We start from the raw sequence: 25181 nt of genomic DNA, 5'->3' as shown, positions 1-25181 counted from the left end.
GGAGGAGACACCGTCATGAGGACCACCAAGACCGCTGTCCTGGCTCTCACCGCCGTCGGCGCACTGCTCGCCGCCGCAGGCACGGCCTCGGCCGGGGGCGGAACAGCGACGCCGAACGCCACGCCGACCGGAGACGGAGCGCACGTGCTGTGCAAGCGGGTACCGAAGATCGAAAAGCGTCTTGAGCGCTCCCTGAACCGCCTCGGCGCGGACGCGACGCGGCGCGGCTCCATCGCACGGCTGGCGAAGCGAGTGGAGAACGCGAAGACGGCCGGTCACACCGAGATCGAGACCTACCTCAACGACAAACTCACCTTCCGCCGCTCCCTCGTTCCCACCCTCGAGAAGCGCCAGAAGGACCTGGCGACGGTCAAGACCTGGTGCAAGGCCGACAAGAAGGGGAGCGAGAAGTGATGGCCCGCAGCGCCGCCGCTGTCGCGGCCGCCCTCCTGATTCTCACCGCCGCCACCGGTTGCGGTCAGGGCAGCGCAAGGAAGGGCAGCGAAAGCGTGGACCGTCCCGTGACCACCGGCCCTGCAGAGGTCACCCGCATGAAGAAGCTCGTGGATGCCGCGGAATCGGCCGCCGCCGCAGCGGAATCCGCGGTGGCGGAGGACGGCAAGGACTGACGCAGCGCCGCCGCCTCCCCCACAGGACGCCATGGCAGTTCATTGCGGGACGTGCGGCCTCGCACGGGGTCCCCCGAGCGAGGGGGCGGGTGCCGTACGGCTCGTGGCCAGGTCACACCTGCCGCACGTGCACGCCCGCCGCGGCCAGTGCGTCGACTTCTTCCTCCGGCGCGGACTCGTCGGTGACCACGGCGTGCAGTGCGGTGGCGGGCGCGACAAAGGCAAGGGCGGTACGGGAGAACTTCGCGCCGTCCGTGACCGCGATGACCCGGCGGGCCGATGCGATCGCGGCCCGCTTGGTGGCGGCGTCGTCCAAGTCGTACGCGGTCAGGCCGTTCGCCGCGTTCAGTCCGCAGCAACCGATCACCGCGGTGTCGAAACGCAGGGCGGCCAGCGATGCCTCGGCGAGCGGGCCGGTGAGCGCGAGCTCGCCCTGCCGGGGGCGGCCGCCCGGCACCAGCAGTGTGAGCTCCGGCGCTCCGGTCAGTGCGTTCACCGCGTGCAGGGAGAGCGGCATGACCGTCAGGCGCCGGTGCTCCAGCGCCCGGGCCACCTCCAGGCAGGTGGTGCCGCTGTCGAGGACCACGGACTCCCCGTCGGCGATCAGCCCGGCGACCTCGGAGGCGATGCGCCGCTTGGCCTCCAGTCCCTCCGTCGCCCGCAGCCCGAAGGGCGGTTCGTCGCCGCGCAGCAGCAGACTCCTCGCTCCTCCGCGGTACCGCTCCAGGACGCCCTGCTCGGCCAGGGTCTCCAGGTCACGGCGGATGGTCATCTCCGACGCACCCGTCAGTGCAGCCAGCTCCGCCACGCCGGCGCTGCCCGCGTCGCGTACCGCCTCGGTGATCCGTCTCAGTCGATCCGTACTCGCCACATCAACAATAGAACACCATTGATGTTCGAAATACAATCTTTCAAACATCATAGATGTTCGTTATGTTCGTCGACATGGAGAGATCGCTGCGGACCGGCCGACTGGTCACTACCGCCTACTTCGCCCTGAACGGCTTCGTCCTGGGGATGTGGGTCGTCCACATCCCTGCCGTCGAGCGCCACGTGGGCATCAGTCACGCCGTGCTCGGCTGGCTGCTGCTGCTCCTCGGCGCGGGAGCCTTCGTGGGGATGCGGATCACCGGCCCGCTCACCGATCGGTGGGGTGCCCGCACCGTCGTACCGCTGAGCGCGGCGCTGTGCAGCGCAGCCGTGATCCTGCCGGGCCTGGCCGTGGACGCGTGGACGCTGGGAGCGGCACTTGCGCTGCTCGGACTCGGCAACGGCTGTCTGGACGTCAGCATGAACGCCCACGCCATCCAGGTCGAACGGGGCTACGGCCGCCCCGTCATGTCCGCCTTCCATGCCACGTTCTCCATCGGCGGCGTCCTTGCCGCGCTGCTCGGCGCACGCACGCTCAGCTGGGGCTGGAGCCCGGCGGTGACCCTCGGCTCGGTTGCCGCGCTCGGTATCGCCGTCGCCGCGCTCACCGCCCGCGGGCTCCTGCCCGCCGAGCACACCCCCGCGCCTGCCGCGGAGGCTCCCGCCGGCGTGACGAAGCCGGCGCACCGGCCGTCCCGCCGCATCTGGGCGCTGGGCGCGCTCGCGCTGATGCTCATGCTCTGCGAAGGCGTCGCCAACGACTGGAGCACTCTGCATCTGCGGGATGTCCTGAACGCCTCCGCAGCCGTCGCCGCTCTCGCCTACGGTGCGTTCTCGACCGCCATGACGATCGGCCGACTGCTGGCAGACCGAGTGGCCATGCGCTTCGGGCCGGTGGCCATCCTCCGCTACGGGGCGGCCCTGGCCGCGGTCGGACTGACGACGGCCACCTTCTCCACGTGGATCCCACTGGCCCTGGCCGGCTGGGCCGTGTTCGGGGCCGGGCTGTCCGGCTGCATCCCCCAGCTCTTCAGCGCCGCCGGCCACGCCGATCCGAGCGCCGCCGGAACGAACGTCTCGCGCGTCGCCGGCCTGGGCTATCTCGGCATGCTCGCCGGCCCGGCCGTCATCGGACCGCTGACGCACTTCATGCCGCTCAACCTGACGTTCCTGCTGCCTCTCGGGTTCTGCGTCGTGGCCGTGTGCTCAGCCCGCATACTGCGCTCGCCGCACGCCGCTCCCAGTCGTCTGCAGGCCGAGGCGGCATGACCGGGACCGACCACGCGACCCCGGTACGCGGAACACCCGGTGCCGCGGTGCACCCCCGCGCCCTGACGATGTAGCGGGCGCGGCCCGAGCCGCGTCCCGGTGCGGCCGACTCCCTTGTCCCCGCCCGGCAAACTCGTCGCGTCACGGCACTAGGAAGTGACAGGCCCTCTCGCTACCCTCCGCGCATGATTTCCACGGTGGTCTGGGGCACGGGCAATGTCGGCCGCGCCGCGATCCGCGCTGTCGAGGCACATCCGGCGCTCGAGCTCACGGCCGTGCTCGTCCACAACCCGGACAAGGTGGGACGTGACGCGGGCGAGCTCGGTGGGCTCGGTCGTCCGCTGGGGGTCGTGGCTGACGACGACATCGGTGCCGTGCTGGCCACCGGCCCCCGGGCCGTGGTGTACGCCGCGTCCGGCGACATCCGCCCCGACGACGCCCTCGCCGACATCAACAGGGCGATCCGGGCGGGGGCCGTTGTCGTCACCCCCGCGCTGTACGCCCTGTACGACCAGCTGAGCGCCCCGCCGGAGCTGCGGGATCCGGTGCTGGCCGCCATCGCGGACGGTGGCGGCTCACTGTTCGTCTCCGGTGTCGACCCCGGCTGGGGCAATGACGTACTCCCCTTGCTGATCAGTGGACTCGGCACCTCCGTGGACGTGATCCGCTGTCAGGAGATCTTCGACTACTCCACCTACGAGCAGGAGGAATCGGTCCGGTACCTGGTCGGCATGGGCCAGCCGATGGATTACGAGCCGCTGATGCTCGCACCGACCGTCCCGACCATGGTGTGGGGCGGGCAGATACGGCTGATGGCCAGGGCTCTGGGAGCCGAACTCGACGACATCCGGGAGACGTTGGACCGGCGCCCGCTCGATGCCACGGTGAGCACCAGGACCATGGGCACGTTCGAGGCCGGCACCCAGGGCGCGGTGCGGTTCGAAGTGCAGGGCATCGTCGGCGGCGAACCCCGCATCGTCATCGAGCACATCACGCGCATTCACCCCTCGTGCGCACCGGACTGGCCGACACCGCCCGACGGCGACGGCGCGCATCGAGTGATCATCGAGGGCCGCCCGCGCATCGAGGTCACGGTCGAGGCCACCGACGAGGGCGAGAACAGATCCGCGGGCGGGAACGCCACCGCGGTCGGCCGGCTCGTGAGCGCCATCGACTGGCTCGTGAACGCGGAACCAGGACTCTACGACGCGCTGGACGTCCCGCTGCGCCCCGCAGTCGGCAGGCTCGGAAGGAGACAACCGTGAACATCGACATCCCCGAGGGCAAGGACGCGATCGAGTACGTGTGGGGCGAGATGGTGCCCGGGATCGGGATCGCCGCATCGAACTTCTCGCTGGCGGTGTACGCCCATACGACCCTGGGACTGCGCGAGTTCGAAGCCGCGCGGTTGCGGATCGCCCAGATCAACGGGTGCGCCTTCTGTCTCGACTGGCGGACCGAACGGGACGGTGTGAAGGTCGAGGAGGATTTCGCCGACGCGGTGACCCAGTGGCGGACCACCGACGTCTTCGACGACCGGACCCGGTTGGCCGCCGAATACGCCGAGCGGTACGCCCTCGATCACCACAACCTCGACGAGGCGTTCTGGTCCCGGATGAGCGCGCACTACAGCCAGCTCGAGGTCGTGGAGCTGAGCATGAGCATCGGATCATGGCTGGCGTTCGGTCGGCTCAACCATGTGCTGGGCCTCGACACCGTGTGCGCGCTGCCCGGCCGTTGATCGTCACAGGTCGGTGGCGATGATCTTCTCGATGTTCCGTTCGGCGAGCGCGGTGATGGTGACGAACGGATTGACGCTGGTGTTGCCGGGGATCAGCGAGCCGTCGATGGCGTACAGGCCGGAGTAGCCGTGCAGGCGGCCGTAGTTGTCGGTGGCCCGGTTCAGCACCGCGCCCCCGAGCGGGTGGTACGTGAGGTGGTCGCCCCAGATCTTGTAGGTACCGAAGAGATCGGTCCGGTAGATCGTCCCCTCCTTCTGGTTGATCCTGTCGAAGATCGTCCTGGCGGCGTCGATGGACGGTTGCTTCCAGGCGGTCTGCCAGTTCAGGTCGACCTTGCCGGTCGCCGCGTTCCAGGCGAACTCGGCCCGGTTCGGGTTCTTGGTGATGGACAGGTAGAAGGAGGCGAACGTCTCGATCCCGGTGGGCAGCGGGGCGACCTCGGCGAACGCGCCACCGGCGGCCCAGTTGTCGATACCCCCTGTGGGGATGGAAGCCTGGAGGCTTCCGGTCGGGTCCCACAGGTGGTTGGCCCGGCCGCACATGACGTTGCCGTTGTCACCCCACCCTTTGCCGATCTCGCTGTTCAGTCCAGGGAGCGCGCCGGTGGCCTTCAGCTTGACCAGCAGCTTGCTGGTGCCCACGCTGCCGGCCGCGAAGAACACCCGGTCCGCAGTCACCGTCTTGGTGGCCGTGGTGGCACCGCGGGTGTCGAGCTGGTCGATGACCACCGTGTAGCCGCCACCTGTCGCCGGTGCGACCGAAGTGACCTTGTGCAGCGGCGAGATGACGACCCTGCCGGTGGCCCTGATCCGGTCGATGTACGTCTTCTGCAGCGACTTCTTGCCGTAGTTGTTGCCGTACAGGATCTCGCCGGCCAGCGCCGACCTGGGTACGGTTCCGGCCTCTTCCTGCTTCATGTAGTCCCAGTCGTACACCGTGGGCACGAAGACGAACGGGAAGCCGGCACGCTGGGCGTGCTTACGCCCGACCCGGGCGTACTGGTAGCAGGCAGCGGTCTCGAACCAGGCGGGATCGATGGTGCCGACGCCGAGGCCGGCATTGGCGCGCGGATAGTAGATCCCGTACATCTCGTCGGCGTCCACCGACGGGAGTACGGCTCCGAAGTTCTCCCGCTTGGGGGTGACGGCCATGCCACCGTTGACCAGCGAGCCGCCACCGACGCCGCGGCCCTGGTACACCGTGATCCCGCTGAACTCCTCGGCGTCGAGGATCCCCGTGCTGCGGGTGACGTCCTTGTCGATGGGGAAGCCGAGGAAGTTGCTGAGCGGCTGCTTGGTCCTGGTGCGCAGCCAGTACGACCGACTGTCCGGGGAGGTCGTGTTGGCGAAGATCTTGCCGTCCGGGCCGGCGGTGTCCCAGGCCATGCCCATTTCGATCATGTGCACGTCGACGCCCGACTGGGCGAGACGCAGAGCGGCGACGGATCCGCCGTACCCGGTGCCGATCACGAGGGCCGGGACATGGGCCCCGGAGTCGATCGGAGCGGCTGCGGAGCCGGCCCCGGCCTGAGCCGGGGTGCTGTGACCCGCGAGGGCCACGGCGCCTAAAATAGAACCAGTTCCTGTGAGGAATCTTCGACGGGAAACGCCCTTGGGGCCTTCATCATGCATGGTAGAGTCACTCATGTGACACGCCTCACTCTCGACAGAGTGAAACTGGTTCTACTGCCGTTTGCGTGGCAAGTCACTACATACCCTTGAGTAACTTGCGCCCGACCGGGGCACGCCATGCATCAGCGCACAGTCGGCCCGCCCCGGCCACCAGTTCGCGATCGCCCCGCCGACGAAGCATCGCGGGACGACCTGCAGACGATCTTCGACACCACGGACCGTCTTGAGCAAGCAGACCGGGTCCCGCCCCGGAGGCGCCTCCCGGGATCACCACGACGACACCGGAGTTTCGGTCGTAACCGGGCCATGCCCCCGATCGGGCAGAGAACGGGAACGGGTGGCGAGGCCCTGTCGGACCCTCGCCACCCGTCACACCTCGACCGGCATCAACACGACCGGGTGTCAGTACGCCCCGAACACGTTGTCGATCGAACCGTACTTGGCCGCGGCGTAGTTGCACGCAGCCGTGATGTTGGCGACCGGGTCGTAGATGTCCATCGACGTACCGGACACGTGGTAGGCCTTGAACGTGGGGTCGATGACCTGCAGGAGCCCCTTGGACGGCGTGCCCTTGGCGGCGTTCGAGTCCCAGTTGTTGATGGCCTTGGGGTTGCCCGACGACTCGCGGATGATGTTGCGGTGGATACCGTCGTAGCTGCCGGGGATGCCGTGCTGCGCCATGACGGCCAGCGACTCCTTGATCCAGCCGTCGAGGTCGTTCGTGTACGTCACGGTCCCGGCGGGGGCAGGAGTGGAAGGGCTCGCGGCCGGCTTGGTCTCGGCAGGCGCCGCGGCCTTGGCGCCGATGGTCAGCTTCATGCCCGGGTGGATCACGGCGGGGTCGGCTCCGATGACCTCGCGATTGTCCTGGTACAGCTGCTGCCAGCCGCCACTCACCGCGTGCCCGACGGCGATCTTGTAAAGCGTGTCACCGGCTATCACGGAATAGACGGAGGGCGTGGCCTTCGCGGCGGCAATTCCCTTGGCAGGGGCCGCAGCGGGCGCCACGGTCTTTGCGACGGTGGCGACGGACTGCACCGGCGCTGCCGAAGCAGTGGTCGCACCGATCACAGGAAGTGCGAGAGCGGCTCCGCCCGCGGTCACGGTGATGAAACCGCGAGTCAGCGAACCGGACTTACGACGACGGTGGTTACCCGTTGCGGGCATGGCGCATTCCTCTCCGTCGCCTACGAGGTGAGCTGTCGGGTTCAGGCTGGAGTTGCCTGGCCGTATGGGAATACGACTTCACCCCTAGCCGTTCCAGAAACCGGATCGGCTGCTTACCTGGGTCCCCCGCTCCTGCCGTACGTGAGTGGTCGGATTACCGGATGGCGGCAGGATTAGGCGTTCCATCCGGATTGACGGTGACCGTAAGCGAGAAACTCCGACCTGAACAAGCCCCCACTTTTCGATCACAATTCATTTACAAGATCGAGTCGGGGAATTATCCGCACTCCACACCCGCCCGCGAAGCCAAATTTCTTGGCGTGGCAGGGAACCGAGCGGTACGCCGTCGCATCCGCGGGCCCGGAAAGTGACTCTCGCCACTAGGCCCGAAAAGGGCGATTTGCCCGGCAGGCAGAGCTCGAGTCGTGCGAGTCATGCATTCATCAGCAAAGGCCGCCATTCCCCTCGATTGCCAAAATTCCGACATTTAAGACATCGGTGGGCGGGTGAGGGGCCTTCGACTCGTCGGGAAAGCCGTCCTCCGCGTGAGGTGAGAGCGGATGCCGCAGCGCGCGTGACGTGCTCCGCCAGCCGCGGCGCACCAGTGGTCGCCCACCGGCCCGGGCGCGCAGGCGCAGGCAGAACGGCGGTCCCGGCGGGCGCAGAACGGCGGTCCCGGCGGGCGCAGAACGGCGGTCCCGGCGGGCGCAGAACGGCGGTCCCGGCGGGCGCAGGAGGTGCCGTACGCCGTCGGCGCGGCCGCCACAGTGCGCAGAGATGCCCGCCGACCTCCCGGGACCGTCCGGCAGCACGAGGGAAGTCGTGGCGATGGAGAGCCCGCGGCGCTGATCACCGTGCCGCTCTCGCCGCGCGATCGTCGCCCGGCCACCGCCTTGCCGCGTACCGGCCGTCCGGACGGTACGCGGCATGATCGCCATCGCTCAGCCGGCGGCCGAGACGGTCGGGCCGGATGAACCCGACGTAGCCTCCGAAGGCTGCCGGATAGATCTTCTCCAGCCTCTCGGCGATGCGGGCGCGCCCCGCACGCGCCCTCTCTTCGCCCTCTTCAAACGAGTACCCCTCGGACCCGTCCGGTTCGGGGAGGATTCAGGAATCGGTCACACGGCAGGCCGAAGCAATGCGGCGAGCCCATTGCTCATCCTTGCGGAACAGCCGTTGACGACAGTCAAATCCTCGGCTGCTCATGCGAATCCGGCCTCGTCCTGAGCGTCGGAACCAGTGGTGCGCACGCCTCCTCCGGAGAAATGGGGCAACGCCCCGCTCGTCGCCTTACGTTGATACTGCGATCGCTGGAAGAGGAGAAGGGGCAACGGAGTCGAGGGCGAACATTCCATCGCTCCATTCCTGCCACCCACAATCCTGCCCAACTCGACCGATTCATCGCACGAAACGTCATGTCGAGTCGTCCCCCGCACGTCGGTATGAGCTCGCGTGCACCCATCGACATCTGATGTGTCACCACCTTGCGCGGCCCTCGCAATCGAATCGGCCCGGCAAGAATTACGTTGCGCATCAGGCGCCTCGTGACGGAGTCGGGACACGTTCCATTCCGAATCGATTGAATCAGCCGATGTCACCTGAACTCTGATCAGATGCCCTCCAGATCCACCATGTTCGATGCAAACAGAAAGCCGTACCGGTTGCGGACAGGAGTACGACTCCGACCCCACCGCCAACCCTTGGCCCCCCGGCCCGGTTGCCCCCAGATCCGAACGACGTACCCCTTCCGCCGAGGATCCAGATGCCTGATGATCTCTTTCCATGCGCATGCCAACGATTCATCGAAGATTCCGCCATCGGGCCTTGCTCTGGGCCGTCGCCGCGAGCCTGGCTCTCACCGCCACCTCAGGAGTCCCGGCCGGGGCGGACTCCCCGGTGCCCGGCCTGTCGCAGACCCTCGACCACATTCTCAGCGACACCCGGCTGGACGGCGCCCAGGTCGGAGTCGTCGTCAGCGACGCCGAAACCGGGCAGACGCTCTATCAACGCAACGGCGGCGGCCGTCTGGTACCCGCATCCAGTACCAAGCTTCTGACGTCGACCGCGGCCATGGCGCTGCTCGGTCCCGACTACCGCTACAGCACCGATGTACTCGCGGACGGTTCCCGCCACGGGTCCGTGGTCCAGGGTGATCTTTATCTTCGCGGCACCGGCGACCCCACGATGCTGGCCGAGGACTACGACCGACTGGCCGCCACGGTCGCCGCATCGGGAATCCGCCGGATCACCGGCCGACTGGTCGCCGACGACACCCGGTTCGACAGCAGCCGGCTCGGCGCGTCCTGGGCGTCCGACGACGAGTCCGCCTATTACTCGTCGCAGATCTCTCCGCTGACGGTGGCCCCGGACACCGACTACGACGCGGGCACCGTGCTCCTCTCGGTGACCCCGGGCTCCGCGCCCGGCGATGCGCCCAGGGTGAAGGTCACCCCGTCGAACGACTACGTCCACATCGACAACCGTGCCACCACGGTCGCCGCCGGTGGAAGTCGTGCGATCACCGTCGATCGCACGCACGGCAGCAACACCATCGTGGTCAGCGGCAAGATCCCCGTCGAGAGCACACCCGCCACGTCATGGACCAGTGTCTGGGAACCCACCGGATACGCGGCCGCCGTCTTCGCGGACGCGCTGGCCGCACACGGAGTGAAGGTGACCCGAGGGACGGTGCTGGGCAAGGCCGTTCCGCAAGGTGCCTCCACTCTGGCCTCCCATCCGTCGATGCCGCTGAAGGACCTGCTGACGCCGTTTCTGAAGCTGTCCAACAACAACCATGCCGAGGTGCTGGTCAAGACCATCGGATACGAGGTGAAGGGCAGCGGCACCTGGTCGGCCGGGCTGTCGGCGATCGCCGACCACCTGCGTACCCTCGGACTGGACCCCTCCGACCTGCGTCAGATGGACGGCTCCGGCCTGTCGAGGATGGACGTGGTGTCCACCGAGCAGTTCGCCGAACTGCTGGTCGCCGCACGCCATCAACCGTGGTTCGAGGAGTGGTACGACGCCCTGCCGATCGCCTGCGTGTCCGACCGGATGACCGGTGGAACGCTGCGCTCCCGCATGTGCGGGACCTCGGCTGCGGGCAATCTGCACGGCAAGACCGGTTCGCTGACCGGCGTGTCGGGGCTCTCCGGCTATGTCACGGACGCCGACGGCCGGAAGCTCGTCTTCAGCTTCGTCAGCAACAACTACGTCGCGAGCTCGGTCAAGGACATCGAGGATGCGGTCGGAGCGGCGCTCGCCGGCTACAGCGTGAAGGGCGCACAGCAGCCGCAGGGTGCGGCCCGGTCCGACCGGCCGTCGACCGATGCGCCCACTGCCAGGGATGAGCAGTCCGGGCGTACCGACCTCGAGTGCTCCTGGACGAAGCCTGTGAGCTGCTGAGCGACGGTCGGGGCACTCCAGGACAGCGCACGGATCCGCGTGGCGCCGACCTGGTCCGGCCGGAGGTCGACCAGGTGAGGGGCGGGGCGCACTCCACCCCTCACCTGTTGCCGTTGCCGGCCTGCACACGCGGCTCAGCACGCGAGAGGTGATCAGGGGCGCTGATGCCGGGTCTCGGGTCGGGCGGGCCACCGCCGACGGGTGACCTGCGCGACTCGGCGGACACTCGCCGAGGGCCGACCGGGTCACTGGGCAGGCGCTGGCGGCCCGGCGGGGAATACATCACAATGATCCAACATTCAATAAAAGTGATACGGCGCGGACCGCACGGGAGAATCGCATGGGACTTTCGACCTCCGGCGAAACCATGCCTGAGCTGGGACTCCTCGACACCACCGGCATCCTGCGCCGACCAGGGGTGAGCCCCGAGCGCACCAGCTCAGGACTGGGCTGGGAGCACGTCTACGTCTCCACCCAGCGGGAACAGCCGTATCACGCGACATTCGAGGCTGCGCCCACCCACCTTTTGATCCTGCACCTGGGCGGCCCGGTGACCGTCCGGCGTCGCATCAGCCGGTCGATGCGGGCCCAGCTGATTCCGGCCGGGGGCATCTTCCTCCACCCCGCGGGCCGCGCGCTGGACGTGGAACTCCAAGGAGGACTCGACACCGTCCACCTGTATCTCAGCGACTCGGTCCTGCAGGAAGCGCACGGTGAGGGCGCGACGGTGGAACTCGCCGAGGAGCTGGGCAGCTCCGATCCGCTGATCGAGCAACTCGTCCTGGCACTGGACGGCGTCGTGCGGCTCCGGGAGCCATCCGCCCGTACCTATGTGGATCACCTCGTGGGCACACTCGCAGCTCGGCTCGCCCGGGCACACGCGGCCGGCCGACCCGTGGACCGCGAGAGCGCGTCGTCAGGACTGACGAGCCGACAGCTCATGTCGGCACGTGAGTTGATGGAGACACGGATCTCCGAGCCGCTGCCCGTCGCCGAGCTGGCCTCGGCCACCGGTCTGAGCGCGAGCCAGTTCAGCAGGCAGTTCAGAGCCAGCACGGGTAAGTCGCCCCACCAGTTCCTGCTCCAACTGCGGCTGGACCACGCACGTCGGCTGCTGCGCACCACGACGCTGCCCATCGCCGACCTGGCCGCCCACTGCGGCTTCTCCCATCAGGAGCACCTGACACGCGTGATGCGCGCCAAGCTGGGCACGACCCCTGCTGCCTTCCGTCGGGCTTGCTGACCTTCGATTCCGCGTCCCGCGCCGCCGCATTCACCCCTGCCCACCCCACCGCATGCGCCCGCGCACCGCCTTCCGGTGCGGCTCAAGCCCGTCCGCGGCCCCTCACGGCCATGGCGCCGCGCCGATCCGGCAGAAGATACGCGCGAAACGTGCAGGAAACCGGATGTCCACGGCCCCGACACTCGGTGGCAGACATCCAAGGACCCACGGCACACGCGAAGGCGGAAAGCGATGAGGAACTTCGTCCACACCTCCCACCCCTCGCGGGTCATCTTCGGCACCGGAACGGTCGGTCAGGTCCGCGACGAAGTCGAGCGGCTCGGCTGTTCCCGCGTCCTGCTCCTGGCCGGCCCGGCGGTGGCCGAGGCCGCCGCCCGAGTACGTGACGTCCTCGGGGACCTCATCGTGGCGGAGTTCGACGGTGCCGCGATGCACACCCCGGTGGAGGTGACCGAGCGAGCGCTCGACGTACTCCGGGAACACGCCGCCGACTGTCTGGTGGCTGTCGGCGGCGGCTCCACGACAGGGCTGGCCAAAGCACTGGCGCTGCGCACCGATCTCCCGCAGGTGATCCTTCCGACCACATACTCGGGCTCCGAGGTCACTCCGGTGCTGGGCGAGACGCAGGGCGGACGCAAGATCACGCAGTCCTCGCCGACGATTCTGCCCGAAACCGTCGTCTACGACGTCGAGTTCACCCGTGACCTGCCGGTGGGCATGTCGGTCACCAGCGGAGTCAACGCCTTGGCCCACGCCGTGGAGGCCTTGTACTCGCCGCAGGCGAACCCGGTGATCGACGGTATGGCCCTCGACGCTGTCGGCAGGATCGCCCGCGCCCTGCCGGTTCTCGTCGCCCAGCCGTCCGACACCGGAGCACGCGCCGACCTTCTCCATGCCGCGTGGCTGGCCGGTACCTGCCTCGCCTCCGTCGGCATGGGACTCCACCACAAGCTGTGCCACACCCTGGGCGGTACGTTCGGCCTGCCGCACGCCGAGACACACACGGTGATCCTGCCGCACGCCATGGCCTACAACGCCCCCGCAGCCCGGGACGTCATGAACCGGATCGCCGATGCACTGGGCGTGGCGGACGCCCCGAGCGGGGTGTTCGACCTGATCGCCTCCGTGGGAGGCCCCACCTCGCTGGGCCCGCTGGGCATGGCGCAGGCGGATCTGTCGGAGGCCGCGCGGCTGGCCGTCGCCACGCCGTACCCGAACCCCCGGGAGCTGACGTACCAGGGCATCGAGGGCCTGCTGCAGGATGCCTGGCGGGGCCGCCGTCCGGCATCTCCCGCGGTGCAGGTTCCCCCGGCGCTCGGGGCGACGGCGGACCTGGAGCGCCTGACCGAGCAGGTGGTGGCGAGCTTCGCAGACGCACCGGATCCGCGGGTCGGACAGCTGCTCGGCGACCTCGTACGGCACCTGCACCACTTCGTGACGAGCAACGACGTCACCGAATCGGAGTGGCAGCACGCCGTCGACTTCCTGACCCGCACCGGGCAGATCTGCACGAGCACCCGGCAGGAGTTCGTGCTGCTGTCCGACACGCTCGGCGTCTCCAGCATCGTCGACCTGCTCACCAATTCGCGCACCCCCGAGACCACACCGTCGGCGGTACTCGGACCGTTCTACACGGACGGCCCCCCGGAGACCCCGCAGGGCGCCGACATCTCGCGGGGTGTCGCCGGCACTCCGCTGTGGGCCGACATCCGTGTCACCGACACGGAGGGCCACCCCCTGCCGGACGCCGTCGTGGATGTGTGGCAGGCCAACAAGGACGGGTTCTACGACGTCCAGCTGCCCGAGCACGAAGGCCCGGTGCTGCGGGGGCGTCTGCGCACGGACGACGAGGGCCGGCTGCGCTTCTGGACGACCCTGCCGGCCGAGTATCCGATCCCGGACGACGGTCCGGTGGGACAGATGCTCCAGGCCGTCAACCGTCATCCCTACCGTGCTCCCCACCTCCACTTCATGATCTCCGCACCCGGCCACCGGCGCCTGGTCACCCAGCTGTTCGTGAAGGGCGGCCCCTACCTGGACTCCGACACGGTGTTCGGCGTCAAAGAAGGACTCGTCATCGACTTCGCGCCCCGCACCGACCCGACCCCGGACGGCCGCGCCGTCGACGGGGAGTGGCGCAGCCTGCAGTTCACCTTCCGCATCGCCCGCATCGCCGACGCACCGGCAAGCTGACGAGGAGCAGTCCCATGGAATCGACCCACGCCTACGACACCGACGTCCTGGTGGTCGGCAGCGGCCCTGCCGGCGGCTCCGCGGCCCTGCTTCTGGCCACCTACGGCGTCCGCACCCTGCTGGTCACCAAGTACGGCTGGCTGGCCAACACCCCCCGCGCACACATCACCAATCAGCGCACCATGGAGGTGCTGCGCGACCTCGGCGTCGACACCGAAGCAGCCGCGGCCGGGAGCCCCGCCGAGCTCATGGGCGACACCGTCCTGTGCACCGCCCTGGCCGGCGAGGAGATCGGCCGGATCCGCAGCTGGGGCACCGGCCCGCACGCGGCGGCCGAGTACGGCGCCGCCAGCCCCGTGCAGATGATCGACCTTCCGCAGACCTATCTGGAACCGATCCTGGTGAAGAACGCCGCGGAGCGGGGCGCCAAGGTCCGTTTCGACACCGAGTTCCTCAGCCTGGAACAGGACGCCGACGGAGTCACCGCCCGGCTCCGGGACCGGCTGCGCGGAGACGAGTTCACCGTGCGCGCCCGCTATCTGATCGGTGCGGACGGCAGCCGCAGCGGTGTGGCCGAGCAGATCGGGCTGCCGATCGCCGGGCAGAGCGGCAAGGCCGGCAGCATGAACATCACCTTCAAGGCCGATCTCTCCCGGCATGTGGCCCACCGCCCGAGCGTTCTGTACTGGGTGATGCGTCCCGGCGCCCATATGGGCGGCATCGGCATGGGCCTGGTGCGCATGGTGCGGCCGTGGAACGAATGGCTGCTGGTGTGGGGTTACGACATCGATCAGCCCCCGCCCGAGATGGACGAGGCGACCGCCCGGGACATCGTCCACGACCTGATCGGCGACCGGGAGATCCCCGTCGAGATCACGTCGAGCTCGCTGTGGACGGTCAACCACAGCTACGCCACGACCTACTCGGCGGGGCGCGTCTTCTGCGCCGGGGACGCGGTGCACCGGCATCCGCCGTCCAACGGCCTCGGTTCCAACACCTCGATCCAGGACTCGTACAACCTCGCCTGGAAGCTCGCCATGGTCATCCGTGGTCAGGCCGGGCCCGGGCTGCTGGACTCGTACACCGCCGAGCGGGCGCCGGTCGGCAAGCAGATCGTCGACCGCGCCAACCTCAGCCGTGACCAGTTCGGCCCGATCTTCCAGGCGCTCGGGCTCGACGAGTACAGCGAGGAGGACGACATCGCGGGCGGCCTCGCCGCATGCCGCAGCGAGACGGCCGACGGCCTCGAGCGACGGCAGGCGCTGGAAGATGCCATCCAGCTGAAGAACTACGAGTTCAACGCCCACGGCGTCGAGATGAACCAGCGTTACGTCTCCTCCGCGGTCGTCCCGGACGGCGACGCCGGCGAGGTGTGGGCACGGGATCCGGAGTTGTTCCACCAGCCCTCGACCCGGCCCGGCGCGAAACTGCCGCACGCCTGGCTCGTCGACGGCGACGGCAACCGGTTGTCCACTCTCGACATCGTCGGCAAGGGCACCTTCACCGTGCTCACCGGGCTTTCCGGTGGCGTGTGGGAAGCCGCGGCGGCCGAATGCGGGGACACCCTGGGAATTCCGCTGAAGTGCGTGCGCATCGGCTCCGAGAACAGCCGCGACGCCTACGGCGAGTGGCGCCGGGCATCGGGGACGGCCGAGGAGGGTTGCCTGCTCGTCCGCCCGGACGGACACATCGCCTGGCGGTCGACCCAGGCACCACAGGCGGGCTCCTCGGCCTACGCCGAGCTGCTCGGCGCACTGAGAGCCGTGCTCCAGTGCTGACGGCACTGCACAGGCCCCACAAGGGACCACACGAATCGAGGCTGACGCCGGTCCGGCGATCTGCCGGACCCGGACCCGAACGGAGCGCAGTACACATGGACAAGGTGGTCGCCACCGCCGAGGAGGCGCTGGCCGGTGTCATGGACGGAGCGTCGTTGGCCGTGGGCGGCTTCGGTCTCAGCGGTGTTCCCGACGTGCTGATCCAGGCTCTGTACGCGACCGGCGCGAGCGGGCTCAGCGTGGTGTCGAACAACTGCGGCGTGGACGGCGGCGGCCTCGGCATCCTCCTCGCCGCGCGCCGCATCGCCCGTGTCACCGGCTCGTACGTCGGCGACAACAAGGAGTTCGCCCGCCAGTACCTCTCGGGGGAACTGCTGGTCGAGCTGACGCCGCAGGGCACGCTCGCCGAGCGTCTGCGAGCCGGCGGCTGCGGCATCCCCGCGTTCTTCACCCCCGCCGGGGTCGGCACCCAGGTCGCCGACGGTGGCCTGCCCTGGCGCTACGCGCCCGACGGCACCGTGGCAGTCGCCTCACCGCCCAAGGAAATACGCGAGTTCGACGGCCGGCGGCACGTGCTCGAGCACGGCATCACCACCGACTTCGCACTCGTCCGCGCCGCCAGGGGCGACCGCCACGGCAATCTCGTCTTCCACCGCTCGGCCCGCAACTTCAACCCGCTCGCCGCCATGGCCGGCCGCGTCACCGTCGCCGAAGTGGAGCAGCTGGTCGAGCCCGGCGAGCTGGACCCCGACGAGATCCATCTCCCGGGTGTCTTCGTCCAGCGGGTGGTCCAACTGACCCCGGAGCAGGCCGAGGACAAGCAGATCGAACGGCGCACTGTCTCCGCGCCTCAGGTACGAGGGACGGTGCGGCGCTGATGGCCTGGACCAGGGACGAGATGGCTGCACGCGCGGCGGCCGAAATCCGGGACGGCGACTACGTGAACCTCGGCATCGGACTGCCCACGCTGGTGCCCGAGCACATCGCCGAAGGGGTGCACGTGGTGCTGCAGTCGGAGAACGGCATCCTCGGCGTCGGCCCGTACCCGGCCGACGCGGATGTGGACCCGGACCTCATCAACGCGGGCAAGGAGACGGTGACGGTGCTGCCGGGCGCGAGCTTCTTCGACTCGTCACTGTCCTTCGGGATGATCCGGGGCGGTCACATCGACGCCGCGATTCTGGGGGCCATGCAGGTCTCCGCCGCCGGGGACCTCGCCAACTGGATGATCCCGGGCAAGATGGTGAAGGGCATGGGCGGTGCGATGGATCTCGTCCACGGCGCCCGGCGGGTGATCGTCGTCATGGACCACTGCGCCAAGGACGGCAGCCCGAAGGTCGTCGAGGCCTGCACCCTGCCCCTGACCGGCAGGTCATGCGTCGACCGCATCATCACCGACCTCGGCGTCCTGGACGTCACCGAGGACGGTCTCGTCCTCGTCGAAACGGCTCCCGGCGTCAGCGCGGACGACGTCGTCAGCCGTACCGCTGCGCGCGTACGCGTGCCCGACACCATGGGCTGACCGCGGTCCGCCCATCCCCCTGACCGCCCGTCGGCCGAGGCTCCCGGACAGCGCCCCGGACCGGCGGGCCGGCACCACCCACCCCCGCTTCTCTCTCCACCACAGAAGGAGTCCCGATGAACGAGTACCTGCGGGACGTCTACGTCGTCGACGCCGTCCGTACCCCGATCGGCCGCTACGGCGGGGCGCTGTCCTCGGTGCGCCCCGACGACCTCGCCGCCGGCGTACTGCGTGGCCTGCTCGACCGTAGCCCCGCCCTGGATCCGGGCCTCATCGGCGACGTGCTCTTCGGAAACTCCAACGGCGCCGGGGAGGAGAACCGCGATGTCGCCCGTATGGCGGTACTGCTGGCCGGACTGCCCGTAACGGTCCCCGGAGCCACCGTCAACCGGCTGTGCGGCTCGGGGATGGAGGCCGTCATCCAGGCCGCCCGTGCAGTGGCGCTCGGCGATGCCTCCATCGCGGTGGCAGGTGGTGTGGAGTCCATGAGCCGCGCCCCGTGGGTGTTGCCCAAACCGGAACGGGCGTTCCCGGCAGGCAACCAGCAGCTGTACTCCACCACCCTGGGCTGGAGGATGATCAACCCGCGCATGCCCGAGGAGTGGACCATCCCGCTCGGCGAGAGCGCCGAGCTGATAGCCGACAAGTACGGAATCACCCGCGAGGCCCAGGACGTCTTCGCGCTCGCCAGTCACCGGAAGGCCTCGCAGGCGTGGCAGGACGGTGCCTACGACGCCGAGGTGGTCCCCGTCGACGGTGTCGATCTGCCCCGCGACGAGGGAATCCGGGACGACACGTCTCTCGATGCGCTCGCCCGCCTCAAGCCCGTCTTCCGTGAGGGCGGTACGGTCACGGCCGGGAACGCCTCGCCTCTCAACGACGGCGCGGCAGCCCTGCTGCTGGCCGACGAGGCAGGGCTGGCCGAGATCGGGCGTGAGCCGCTGGCCAGGATCCGGGCCGGCGCCGTGACCGGCATCGAACCGCAGTACTTCGGTCTCGGCCCGGTCGAAGCCATCCGCAAAGCCCTGACGAAGGCCGGCCGCGACTTCGGCGACCTGCGCACCGTCGAGCTCAACGAGGCCTACGCGGCCCAGGCCTTGGGCTGCCTCGCGGCCCTGCCCGACCTCGACTCCGGCCTCCTCAACACGAGGGGCGGAGCCATCGCCCTCGGACATCCCCTCGGCGCCTCCGGCGCCCGCATCGCCGGAGCAGTCGCCCACCAACTCGCCGAAGCGGGCTCGGGCACGGGACTGGCGGCGCTGTGCATCGGTGTCGGGCAGGGCCTGGCCCTGGTCCTGGAGCGCTGAGCCGAGCACTGCTTTCGGCGACCGCGGCGTGGCGGTGGGCGGGGCACGGTGGACGTCCCGGCGAGGGCCGCGGTCGCGGGGCCGTGACCCCCGGATGGCGGTACCTCACTGGATCGACGCACTTGGGACGGTTCCGGCCGTGTGCACCACCGTGCGACCGCCGAACAGCGTGTGGGCGTCGCCCTGCCGTATCGAAGCCGCGGCGTCCCGGGAGCCGTCATCACCCCGCGGCGCTCTCCCAATTGGCCGTCACACGACCCGGCGCAGCTCCCTGCCGAGTCGGCCACACGCCACTCGCACGCAGTGGGCCATGACCCTTACGCGGCTCATCGCCGTCCCTCCCGTCGGAACCGTGGACCAGGAACGAACCGGGCAGTTCGAGTGGCAGCCCGACGGAGGCCAGCCGAGACTGAGGCAACGGTGTTCGAACCGGACAAAATACCCGGCCTCATGACTTCCGGACCTTTCGATCCGGCCATCGAAAAGCGCGCGCAAAGGGCGCCGACCGTCATGGCCGACGGCTCTCGAAAGTTCCTCAAGGAGCTCGCATGGAGGAGAAATCCCTCGAAGTCCTGACGCCCGGGCCCGATGAATCCGCGATCGACAAGTGCGGGTACACCGACCCGGAGCCCGGCATCGAGAGAGATCTCGCCGAGGTGCTCGCTGACGTCATGTGCGTCGAACGGGTGTCGGTCGACAGCCACTTCTTCGACGACCTGGGCGCCAACTCGTTGGTGATGGCCCACTTCTGCGCACGGGTCAGGAAGCGGACGGACCTCCCGTCGGCGTCGATGAAGGACATCTACCGGAACCCGACCATCCGAAGCCTGGCGACGGGGCTCGCGGACACCGCGCCCGCCCCTGTCGAATCGTCGGCCCCGGTGTCGACCGAGGTGGTGACCCCGGTCGGCACGGTGCGGTACGCCCTCTGCGGAACGCTGCAGTTCCTGCTCTTCCTGGGATATTCGTTCCTCGCCGGACTTGTTGCCGACCTGGGCTATGCATGGGTCTCCGCCGGCTCGGATGTGATCGACATCTACCTGCGATCGTTCGTCTTCGGCGGCACCGGATTCGTCGGTCTCTGCACCTTCCCGATCGCGGCCAAATGGCTCCTCGTCGGCCGGCAGAAATCGCGCGAGTTCCCGGTCTGGGGCCTGACGTATCTACGTTTCTGGACCGTCAAGGTGTTGATCCACGCCAACCCGATGATCTTCTTCGTCGGCAATCCCCTGTACGTGCTGTACCTGCGGGCCCTGGGCGCACGGATCGGCAAGGGGGTCACGATCCTCTCCCGCAACGTTCCGGTCTGCCCCGACCTGCTCACGATCGGCCCCGGCACGGTGATCCGTAAGGACTCGTTCTTCCTCTGCTACCGGGCGCACGCCGGCCGCATCCAGACCGGCCGCGTCACCCTCGGCCGGGACGTGTTCATCGGCGAGAAGACCGTCCTCGACATCGACACATCGATGGGCGACGGGGCGCAGCTCGGCCACACGTCCACGCTGTACAGCGGCCAGGCCGTCCCGGGCGGTCAGCGCTGGCACGGATCCCCGGCGCAGCTCGCGCAGCACGACTACCTGAGGATCGGGCCGGCCAGGTGCAGCACGCTGCGCCGGGCGGGCTTCGGCCTCGTCACCGTGCTTCAGATGCTCTTCCTCTACGTACCGCTGACTGTCGGGGGCGCGTACATGCTGGTGACCCTGGTTCCGGCGCTGAACAACCGGTTGGGCCCGGACACGATGGGGTTCACGTCGACGGATCTCTACATCGACGCGCTGCTCCTTTCCCTGGTGTTGTTCTTCGGCTTCGTCGTCGTGGGTCTGGCCGTGCTGTTCACCGTTCCGCGCCTGCTGAACCTGGTCGTCAAGCCGGACAAGGTCTATCCGCTGTACGGCTTTCACTACTCGGCGCACCGGGCGATCGGGCGTATGACCAACATCAAGTTCTTCAAATGGCTGTTCGGTGACAGCTCCTACATCGTCCATTACCTGCGCGGCCTCGGATACGACTTGTCCCGGGTCGAGCAGACCGGGTCGAACTTCGGCACGGAAGTGCAGCACGAGACCCCGTATCTGTGCTCTGTCGGCACCGGGACGATGGTCGCCGACGGGCTCTCCATCGTTAATGCCGAGTTCTCGAGCACGTCCTTCCGGGTGTCCCGGGCCTCGATCGGCCCGTACAACTTTCTCGGGAACAACATCGCCTATCCCTCAGGGGCCAGAACGGGTGAGAACTGTCTCCTGGCGACGAAGGTGATGGTTCCGCTCGACGGCGAGGTGCGCGAGGGGGTGGGCCTGCTCGGCTCGCCGTGCTTCGAGATCCCCCGGTCGGTCGAGCGCGACTCCCGGTTCGACCATCTGCGGACGGGCGACGAGTTGCGCCGCAGCCTCGCCGCGAAGAACCGCTACAACATCCGCTCGATGGTCTTCTTCCTGCTGGTGCGGTGGCTGCACTTCTTCGTGCTCACGATTCTCGGTTTGGCGAACGCCGAACTGTACGACTCCTACGGGCATGTGCTGATCGCTGTGTTCCTGGTGTTCAGCCTTGGGTTCACCGCTGTCTACTTCGTACTGGTGGAACGCGGTATCGCGGCATTCCGGGCGCTGCGACCACAGTTGTGTTCCATCTACGACCCGTACTTCTGGTGGCACGAGCGCCTCTGGAAGGTGCCCGACACGTACCTCAACGTCTTCAACGGCACCCCTTTCAAGAACGTGATCTGGCGGATGCTGGGTGTTCGGATCGGCAGCAGGGTCTTCGATGACGGCTGCTATCTGACGGAGCGGACGCTCACCACCATCGGGAGCGACTGCACGCTGAACGCCGGAACCAAGATCCAGTGCCACTCCCAGGAGGACGGCACCTTCAAGTCCGATCGCAGCACCATCGCCCCGGGCTGCACCCTCGGTGTGGGAGCCCACGTCCACTACGGCGTGACGATGGGCGACGGCGCAGTACTCGCCCCCGACTCCTTCCTCATGAAAGGCGAGGAAGTCCCCCAGCACGCACGCTGGGGGGGAAACCCCGCCACGGAGATGCGCGATGCCCCTTATCGGCCCGAGGCACTGACGAGGAAGGGATAGCAGCGCCGCCCTAGTCGGGGCGAACGGCTCGGTGGCGACGGCGAACGGAGAGGGACGACCAGATGGGAAAGCAAGTGCAGGCCGACCGGGAGTTCTGGCGCACTGTGCTCCTAGCCGGTGGATTCACCGCAATACCGCGGTGGACCCTCGATCCGGTGGCGGGCGTCGGCGAACACGAGGCGACGATCCCGGACGACGTCGTGGCAGCGTCGGGCCGGTTGGCCAAGGACCTGGCGGTGCCGCTCGAATCCGTGCTGCTGGCCGCGCACGCCAAGGTGCTCGCCTCGCTGTCCGGCGAGCACGAGGTCGCGACCGGTTACGTCACTGCGGAGGGCGGCCGACCGCTGCCCTGCCGGCTGACGACCGACCCCGGCTCGTGGCGGACGCTGCTGATGGACGCCCATCGAGCCGCGTCGGATCTGCTGTTGCACAAGGACTTTCCGGTCGATGAGCTCAGGCGCGAGCTGGGACTGGCCGAACCGCCGATCGAGACCGTGTTCGATCCCCATGGCTCGGGCGGCGACATCCCCGGCAACACCGTGCTGTGGGTGGGATTTTCACAAAGCGGCGGCCATCTCGTGCTGCGGCTGCGGTACCGGACCGATGCGCTCGACGCGGACTGCGCGGCCAGGATCGCCGGCTATCATCTCACCGCCCTCGCGCTCGTCACCGCCGATCCGGACGTCGAACACGAGCGGCAGAGCCTGCTCTCCGCCGAGGAACTCCGCTTCCAGCTCGAAGAACTCGCCGGTCCACGCCGGGAGCTGCCGGACCACCGGTTCCACGAGCTCTTCGAGCAGCGGGTGGCGGCTCACCCGGATGCCGTAGCCGCCGTGCACAAAGAGCAGCAGCTGACGTATCGGGAACTCAACGCGCGCGCCAACCGGGTGGGGCGGGCCCTGCTGGCGCGGGGGCTGCGCCCCGAGGGTGTCGTCGCGGTGGTGACCGAGCGCAACCTGGACTGGATGGCCGCCGTGCTCGCTGTCTTCAAGGCCGGCGGTGTGTACCTGCCCATCGAGCCGCACTACCCGGCCGATCGCGTCGCGGCCATGCTCTCCCGTGCCACATGCGGACTTGTGCTGACCGAACCCGGCAGCACCTCCACGCTCGACCAGGCACTCGGCTCTCTGTCCGGGATCCAGAGGCTCTTCGTCGCCGCGGCCTACGAGGAGGACCATGCCGACGACGATCTGGGCCTCCCCGTCGCACCGGACCAGCTCGCCTACATCTATTTCACCTCCGGCTCCACGGGCGAGCCCAAGGGGGCGATGTGCGAGCACGCGGGCATGCTGAACCACCTCTACGCCAAGATCGACGACCTGGAGATCCGCGAGGGACAGGTGGTCGCCCAGACCGCACCCCAGTGCTTCGACATCTCGCTGTGGCAGCTGGTGTCCGGACTGCTGGTCGGCGGGCGGACCCTGCTGGTGGAGCAGGAGGTGATCCTGGACGTCCAGCGGTTCGTCGACAAGATCGTCGACGGCCGGGTCGCCGTCCTCCAGGTCGTTCCCTCCTACCTGGACGTCGTCGTGTCCAGTCTGAAGCGGCACCCCCGCGAGCTGCCGGACCTGCGATGCGTGTCGGTCACCGGCGAGGCGCTGAAGAAGGAGCTCGCCCAGCGCTGGTTCGCCGCCCAGCCCGGGATCAAGCTGGTCAACGCGTACGGGCTGACCGAGACCTCGGACGACACCAACCACGAGGTCATGGACCGCGTGCCCGACGGGGACCGGATCCTGCTGGGTCCCGCGGTCAACAACGTGCACGTGTACGTCGTCGACGAGCACCTGACCCCGGTGCCGCTCGGCGCCCCCGGTCTGATCGTCTTCTCCGGCGTCTGCGTCGGCCGCGGCTACGTCAACGACCCCGAGCGAACCCGGCAGGCATATCTGGCCGATCCGCACCGTAAGGGTGCCCGGCTCTACCGGGGCGGTGACTACGGCCGCTGGCAGCCCGGGGGCAAGCTGGAGTTCCTCGGCCGCCGGGACAACCAGGTGAAGATCCGCGGCTTCCGGATCGAGATCGGCGAGATCGAGAACACCCTGTTGCGGGTGCCCGGTGTTCGCGACGGTGCGGTGGTGGTCACCGAGCGGGCCGACAGGAGTAAGCACCTGGTGGCGTTCTACTCCGGTCGGCGGCAACTCGAGGTCGGCATCCTGCTGGACCGGCTCGGTGAGTCGCTTCCCGACTACATGGTGCCGTCGGCCTTCCACTGGCGGGAAAGTCTGCCGCTGACGGCCAACAGCAAGATCGACAGGAAGACGCTGCGGGCGCTCGCCGGAGAGCTCGGTGCCGTCCAGGACGAGTACCGCGCGCCCGTCACACCGACCGAACGGCAACTGGCGGCCGCATGGGCCAAGGTGCTCGGCATTCCGGAGAACCAGATCGGACTGGGGGACCACTTCTTCGACCGGGGCGGCACATCGCTGTCGGCGGTGAAGCTGGCGATCACCCTGGACCGTGCGGTGTCCCTCAAGGACGTCACCCGACACCCGGTGCTCGCCGATCTGGCCGGGGTGGTCGACGGGAGGTCCGAGCGGCACTCCGAGCGGCGCTCCGGGCTGCTTCAGTCGCTGTCGGAATCGGACGGTACGCAGCCCGCCGCCCTGGTGTGCTTCCCCTACGCCGGCGGCAATGCGGTGAACTTCCTGCCGATGGCCAGGGCACTGTCGGCCGGCGGCCCGGCGGTCCTCGCCGTCGAGCTGCCCGGTCACGACGTGGCTGCCGGGAGCGAGCCGTTCGCTCCGATGGCCCAGGTGGTCGAGCAGGTCGTGGTCGAGATCATCGGGCGTGGCTTGACCAAGGTCCTGCTGTGGGGCCATTCCTCGGGCACCGCGTTGGCCGTGGAGACAGCCGGAAGGCTGCAGGAGCGCGGGGTGGACGTCCAGCGGGTGTTCCTCGGGGCGCAGCTGCTCGGCAGCGCCGACGACCGGCGCGCCACCGTCACAGAGCTGACGGGGCGAAGCGACGCCGAGATCGCCGCGAGGCTGAGCGCGGACGGCGCGTACACCGAGCTCGGTGAGCTGGATGCGCGGCACGCCGAGCACATCGGTGCCGCCTACCGGCACGACTGCGTGTCCGCACACCACTATTTCGCCGACGCGCTGGACAGCCCGCCGGTGCTCAAGCTGTCCGCGCCGGTCACCGTGGTCGTTGCAGCCGACGACCCGAGCGCGGCGGAGTACCCACGCCGGTACCGCGACTGGCAGCTCCTGGCCGAGCAGGTCGACCTGCACGAGCTCGCCGACGGAGGCCACTACTTCCTGCGCACCCGTCCGACCGAGGCGGCGCAAGCCGTGCTGCGCGCCGCCAATCTGTTCGCTTCTTCCTGAGTGGCAACTGAAA

At 68.7% G+C, this 25181-nt stretch carries 17 protein-coding genes, 1 pseudogene and 1 riboswitch; of the genes and pseudogenes, 15 read left to right on the top strand and 3 right to left on the bottom strand.

Translation table 11 applies throughout. The features are described 5' to 3' along the window. Positions 1-15: 15 nt before the first annotated feature. Together OG963_RS38630 and OG963_RS38625 are read left to right on the top strand one after the other, a co-directional pair. A complete protein-coding gene (locus OG963_RS38630; protein ID WP_319325690.1) occupies positions 16-414 on the top strand; it encodes a hypothetical protein in 399 nt (132 codons plus the stop codon). After that, the gene (locus tag OG963_RS38625) at positions 414-629 is read left to right on the top strand and encodes a hypothetical protein (protein WP_093929823.1); all 216 of its coding nucleotides are present in this window, start codon (positions 414-416) and stop codon (positions 627-629) included. Before OG963_RS38630 ends, OG963_RS38625 begins: the two co-directional genes overlap by 1 nt. A 112-nt stretch (positions 630-741) precedes the next feature. Here OG963_RS38625 and OG963_RS38620 read toward each other — a convergent pair whose 3' ends face one another. Then, complete coding sequence (locus OG963_RS38620; protein ID WP_093929822.1) at positions 742-1500, bottom strand: DeoR/GlpR family DNA-binding transcription regulator; 759 nt, start codon at positions 1498-1500, stop codon at positions 742-744. Positions 1501-1574: 74 nt separating this feature from the next. On the opposite strand from OG963_RS38620, the gene OG963_RS38615 reads away from it, so the two are divergent. From OG963_RS38615 to OG963_RS38605, 3 genes are all read left to right on the top strand, one after another. Then, positions 1575-2768: an MFS transporter gene (locus OG963_RS38615; protein WP_093929939.1), complete on the top strand. Its 1194-nt coding sequence runs from the start codon at positions 1575-1577 to the stop codon at positions 2766-2768. Between the two features lie 185 nt (positions 2769-2953). Then, the gene (locus tag OG963_RS38610; protein WP_093929821.1) at positions 2954-4033 is read left to right on the top strand and encodes a dihydrodipicolinate reductase; all 1080 of its coding nucleotides are present in this window, start codon (positions 2954-2956) and stop codon (positions 4031-4033) included. Continuing rightward, complete coding sequence (locus OG963_RS38605; protein WP_093929820.1) at positions 4030-4509, top strand: carboxymuconolactone decarboxylase family protein; 480 nt, start codon at positions 4030-4032, stop codon at positions 4507-4509. The genes OG963_RS38610 and OG963_RS38605 overlap by 4 nt, the downstream gene beginning before the upstream one ends. Before the next feature lie 3 nt (positions 4510-4512). On the opposite strand, the gene OG963_RS38600 is transcribed toward OG963_RS38605, so the two are convergent. Beyond that, on the bottom strand, positions 4513-6156 hold the full coding sequence (locus tag OG963_RS38600) for a GMC oxidoreductase (RefSeq protein ID WP_319325697.1): 1644 nt from the start codon (positions 6154-6156) through the stop codon (positions 4513-4515). Positions 6157-6543: 387 nt separating this feature from the next. Further along, positions 6544-7308 carry a transglycosylase SLT domain-containing protein gene (locus OG963_RS38595; RefSeq protein WP_030920774.1) on the bottom strand — a complete coding sequence of 255 codons (765 nt, stop codon included), beginning with the start codon at positions 7306-7308 and terminating at the stop codon, positions 6544-6546. Between the two features lie 4 nt (positions 7309-7312). Beyond that, positions 7313-7498, bottom strand: a riboswitch (cyclic di-AMP (ydaO/yuaA leader). Positions 7499-9090: 1592 nt separating this feature from the next. Here OG963_RS38595 and dacB point away from each other — a divergent pair. From dacB to OG963_RS38545, 10 genes and pseudogenes are all read left to right on the top strand, one after another. Beyond that, the gene (gene dacB / locus OG963_RS38590; protein ID WP_371799932.1) at positions 9091-10713 is read left to right on the top strand and encodes a D-alanyl-D-alanine carboxypeptidase/D-alanyl-D-alanine-endopeptidase; all 1623 of its coding nucleotides are present in this window, start codon (positions 9091-9093) and stop codon (positions 10711-10713) included. 340 nt (positions 10714-11053) lie between these two features. After that, the gene (locus OG963_RS38585) at positions 11054-11956 is read left to right on the top strand and encodes an AraC family transcriptional regulator (RefSeq protein ID WP_256223543.1); all 903 of its coding nucleotides are present in this window, start codon (positions 11054-11056) and stop codon (positions 11954-11956) included. A gap of 231 nt (positions 11957-12187) precedes the next feature. After that, positions 12188-14149 (top strand): maleylacetate reductase and hydroxyquinol 1,2-dioxygenase domain-containing protein, encoded by a 1962-nt coding sequence (locus OG963_RS38580; protein WP_093929816.1) that lies wholly within the window; start codon positions 12188-12190, stop codon positions 14147-14149. A 14-nt stretch (positions 14150-14163) separates the two neighbouring features. After that, entirely contained in the window at positions 14164-15927 is a 1764-nt protein-coding gene (locus OG963_RS38575) for an FAD-dependent monooxygenase (protein ID WP_319739439.1), read from the top strand. Between the two features lie 95 nt (positions 15928-16022). Then, a complete protein-coding gene (locus OG963_RS38570) occupies positions 16023-16805 on the top strand; it encodes a CoA transferase subunit A (protein WP_093929815.1) in 783 nt (260 codons plus the stop codon). After that, positions 16805-17449 (top strand): CoA transferase subunit B, encoded by a 645-nt coding sequence (locus OG963_RS38565; protein WP_093929814.1) that lies wholly within the window; start codon positions 16805-16807, stop codon positions 17447-17449. The genes OG963_RS38570 and OG963_RS38565 overlap by 1 nt, the downstream gene beginning before the upstream one ends. A gap of 116 nt (positions 17450-17565) precedes the next feature. Beyond that, positions 17566-18756, top strand: coding sequence for an acetyl-CoA C-acyltransferase (locus tag OG963_RS38560; protein ID WP_093929813.1), 1191 nt, complete (start codon positions 17566-17568; stop codon positions 18754-18756). Between the two features lie 15 nt (positions 18757-18771). Next, positions 18772-18843: pseudogene (locus OG963_RS38555) on the top strand (hypothetical protein); the annotation flags it as partial. A 461-nt stretch (positions 18844-19304) separates the two neighbouring features. Beyond that, entirely contained in the window at positions 19305-21839 is a 2535-nt protein-coding gene (locus OG963_RS38550) for a Pls/PosA family non-ribosomal peptide synthetase (RefSeq protein ID WP_371799931.1), read from the top strand. Positions 21840-21901: 62 nt separating this feature from the next. Next, positions 21902-25168, top strand: a complete 3267-nt coding sequence (locus OG963_RS38545; protein ID WP_371799930.1) for an amino acid adenylation domain-containing protein — start codon at positions 21902-21904, stop codon at positions 25166-25168. The last annotated feature ends 13 nt before the right edge of the window (positions 25169-25181 follow it).

The organism is Streptomyces sp. NBC_01707 (assembly GCF_041438805.1).
Classification (GTDB): domain Bacteria; phylum Actinomycetota; class Actinomycetes; order Streptomycetales; family Streptomycetaceae; genus Streptomyces.
The sequence above is the reverse complement of the archived record's forward strand: the minus strand, read 5'-3'. Positions and strand labels throughout refer to the sequence as shown.

What these genes read in the sequence shown, in the direction of transcription:
- OG963_RS38630 (WP_319325690.1), top strand. Translation starts at nt 16, where the DNA reads ATGAGGACCACCAAGACCGCTGTCCTGGCTCTCACCGCCGTCGGCGCA.
- OG963_RS38625 (WP_093929823.1), top strand. Translation starts at nt 414, where the DNA reads ATGGCCCGCAGCGCCGCCGCTGTCGCGGCCGCCCTCCTGATTCTCACC.
- OG963_RS38615 (WP_093929939.1), top strand. Translation starts at nt 1,575, where the DNA reads ATGGAGAGATCGCTGCGGACCGGCCGACTGGTCACTACCGCCTACTTC.
- OG963_RS38610 (WP_093929821.1), top strand. Translation starts at nt 2,954, where the DNA reads ATGATTTCCACGGTGGTCTGGGGCACGGGCAATGTCGGCCGCGCCGCG.
- OG963_RS38600 (WP_319325697.1), bottom strand. Translation starts at nt 6,156, where the DNA reads ATGAGTGACTCTACCATGCATGATGAAGGCCCCAAGGGCGTTTCCCGT.
- OG963_RS38595 (WP_030920774.1), bottom strand. Translation starts at nt 7,308, where the DNA reads ATGCCCGCAACGGGTAACCACCGTCGTCGTAAGTCCGGTTCGCTGACT.
- dacB (WP_371799932.1), top strand. Translation starts at nt 9,091, where the DNA reads ATGCGCATGCCAACGATTCATCGAAGATTCCGCCATCGGGCCTTGCTC.
- OG963_RS38585 (WP_256223543.1), top strand. Translation starts at nt 11,054, where the DNA reads ATGGGACTTTCGACCTCCGGCGAAACCATGCCTGAGCTGGGACTCCTC.
- OG963_RS38580 (WP_093929816.1), top strand. Translation starts at nt 12,188, where the DNA reads ATGAGGAACTTCGTCCACACCTCCCACCCCTCGCGGGTCATCTTCGGC.
- OG963_RS38575 (WP_319739439.1), top strand. Translation starts at nt 14,164, where the DNA reads ATGGAATCGACCCACGCCTACGACACCGACGTCCTGGTGGTCGGCAGC.
- OG963_RS38570 (WP_093929815.1), top strand. Translation starts at nt 16,023, where the DNA reads ATGGACAAGGTGGTCGCCACCGCCGAGGAGGCGCTGGCCGGTGTCATG.
- OG963_RS38565 (WP_093929814.1), top strand. Translation starts at nt 16,805, where the DNA reads ATGGCCTGGACCAGGGACGAGATGGCTGCACGCGCGGCGGCCGAAATC.
- OG963_RS38560 (WP_093929813.1), top strand. Translation starts at nt 17,566, where the DNA reads ATGAACGAGTACCTGCGGGACGTCTACGTCGTCGACGCCGTCCGTACC.
- OG963_RS38550 (WP_371799931.1), top strand. Translation starts at nt 19,305, where the DNA reads ATGGAGGAGAAATCCCTCGAAGTCCTGACGCCCGGGCCCGATGAATCC.
- OG963_RS38545 (WP_371799930.1), top strand. Translation starts at nt 21,902, where the DNA reads ATGGGAAAGCAAGTGCAGGCCGACCGGGAGTTCTGGCGCACTGTGCTC.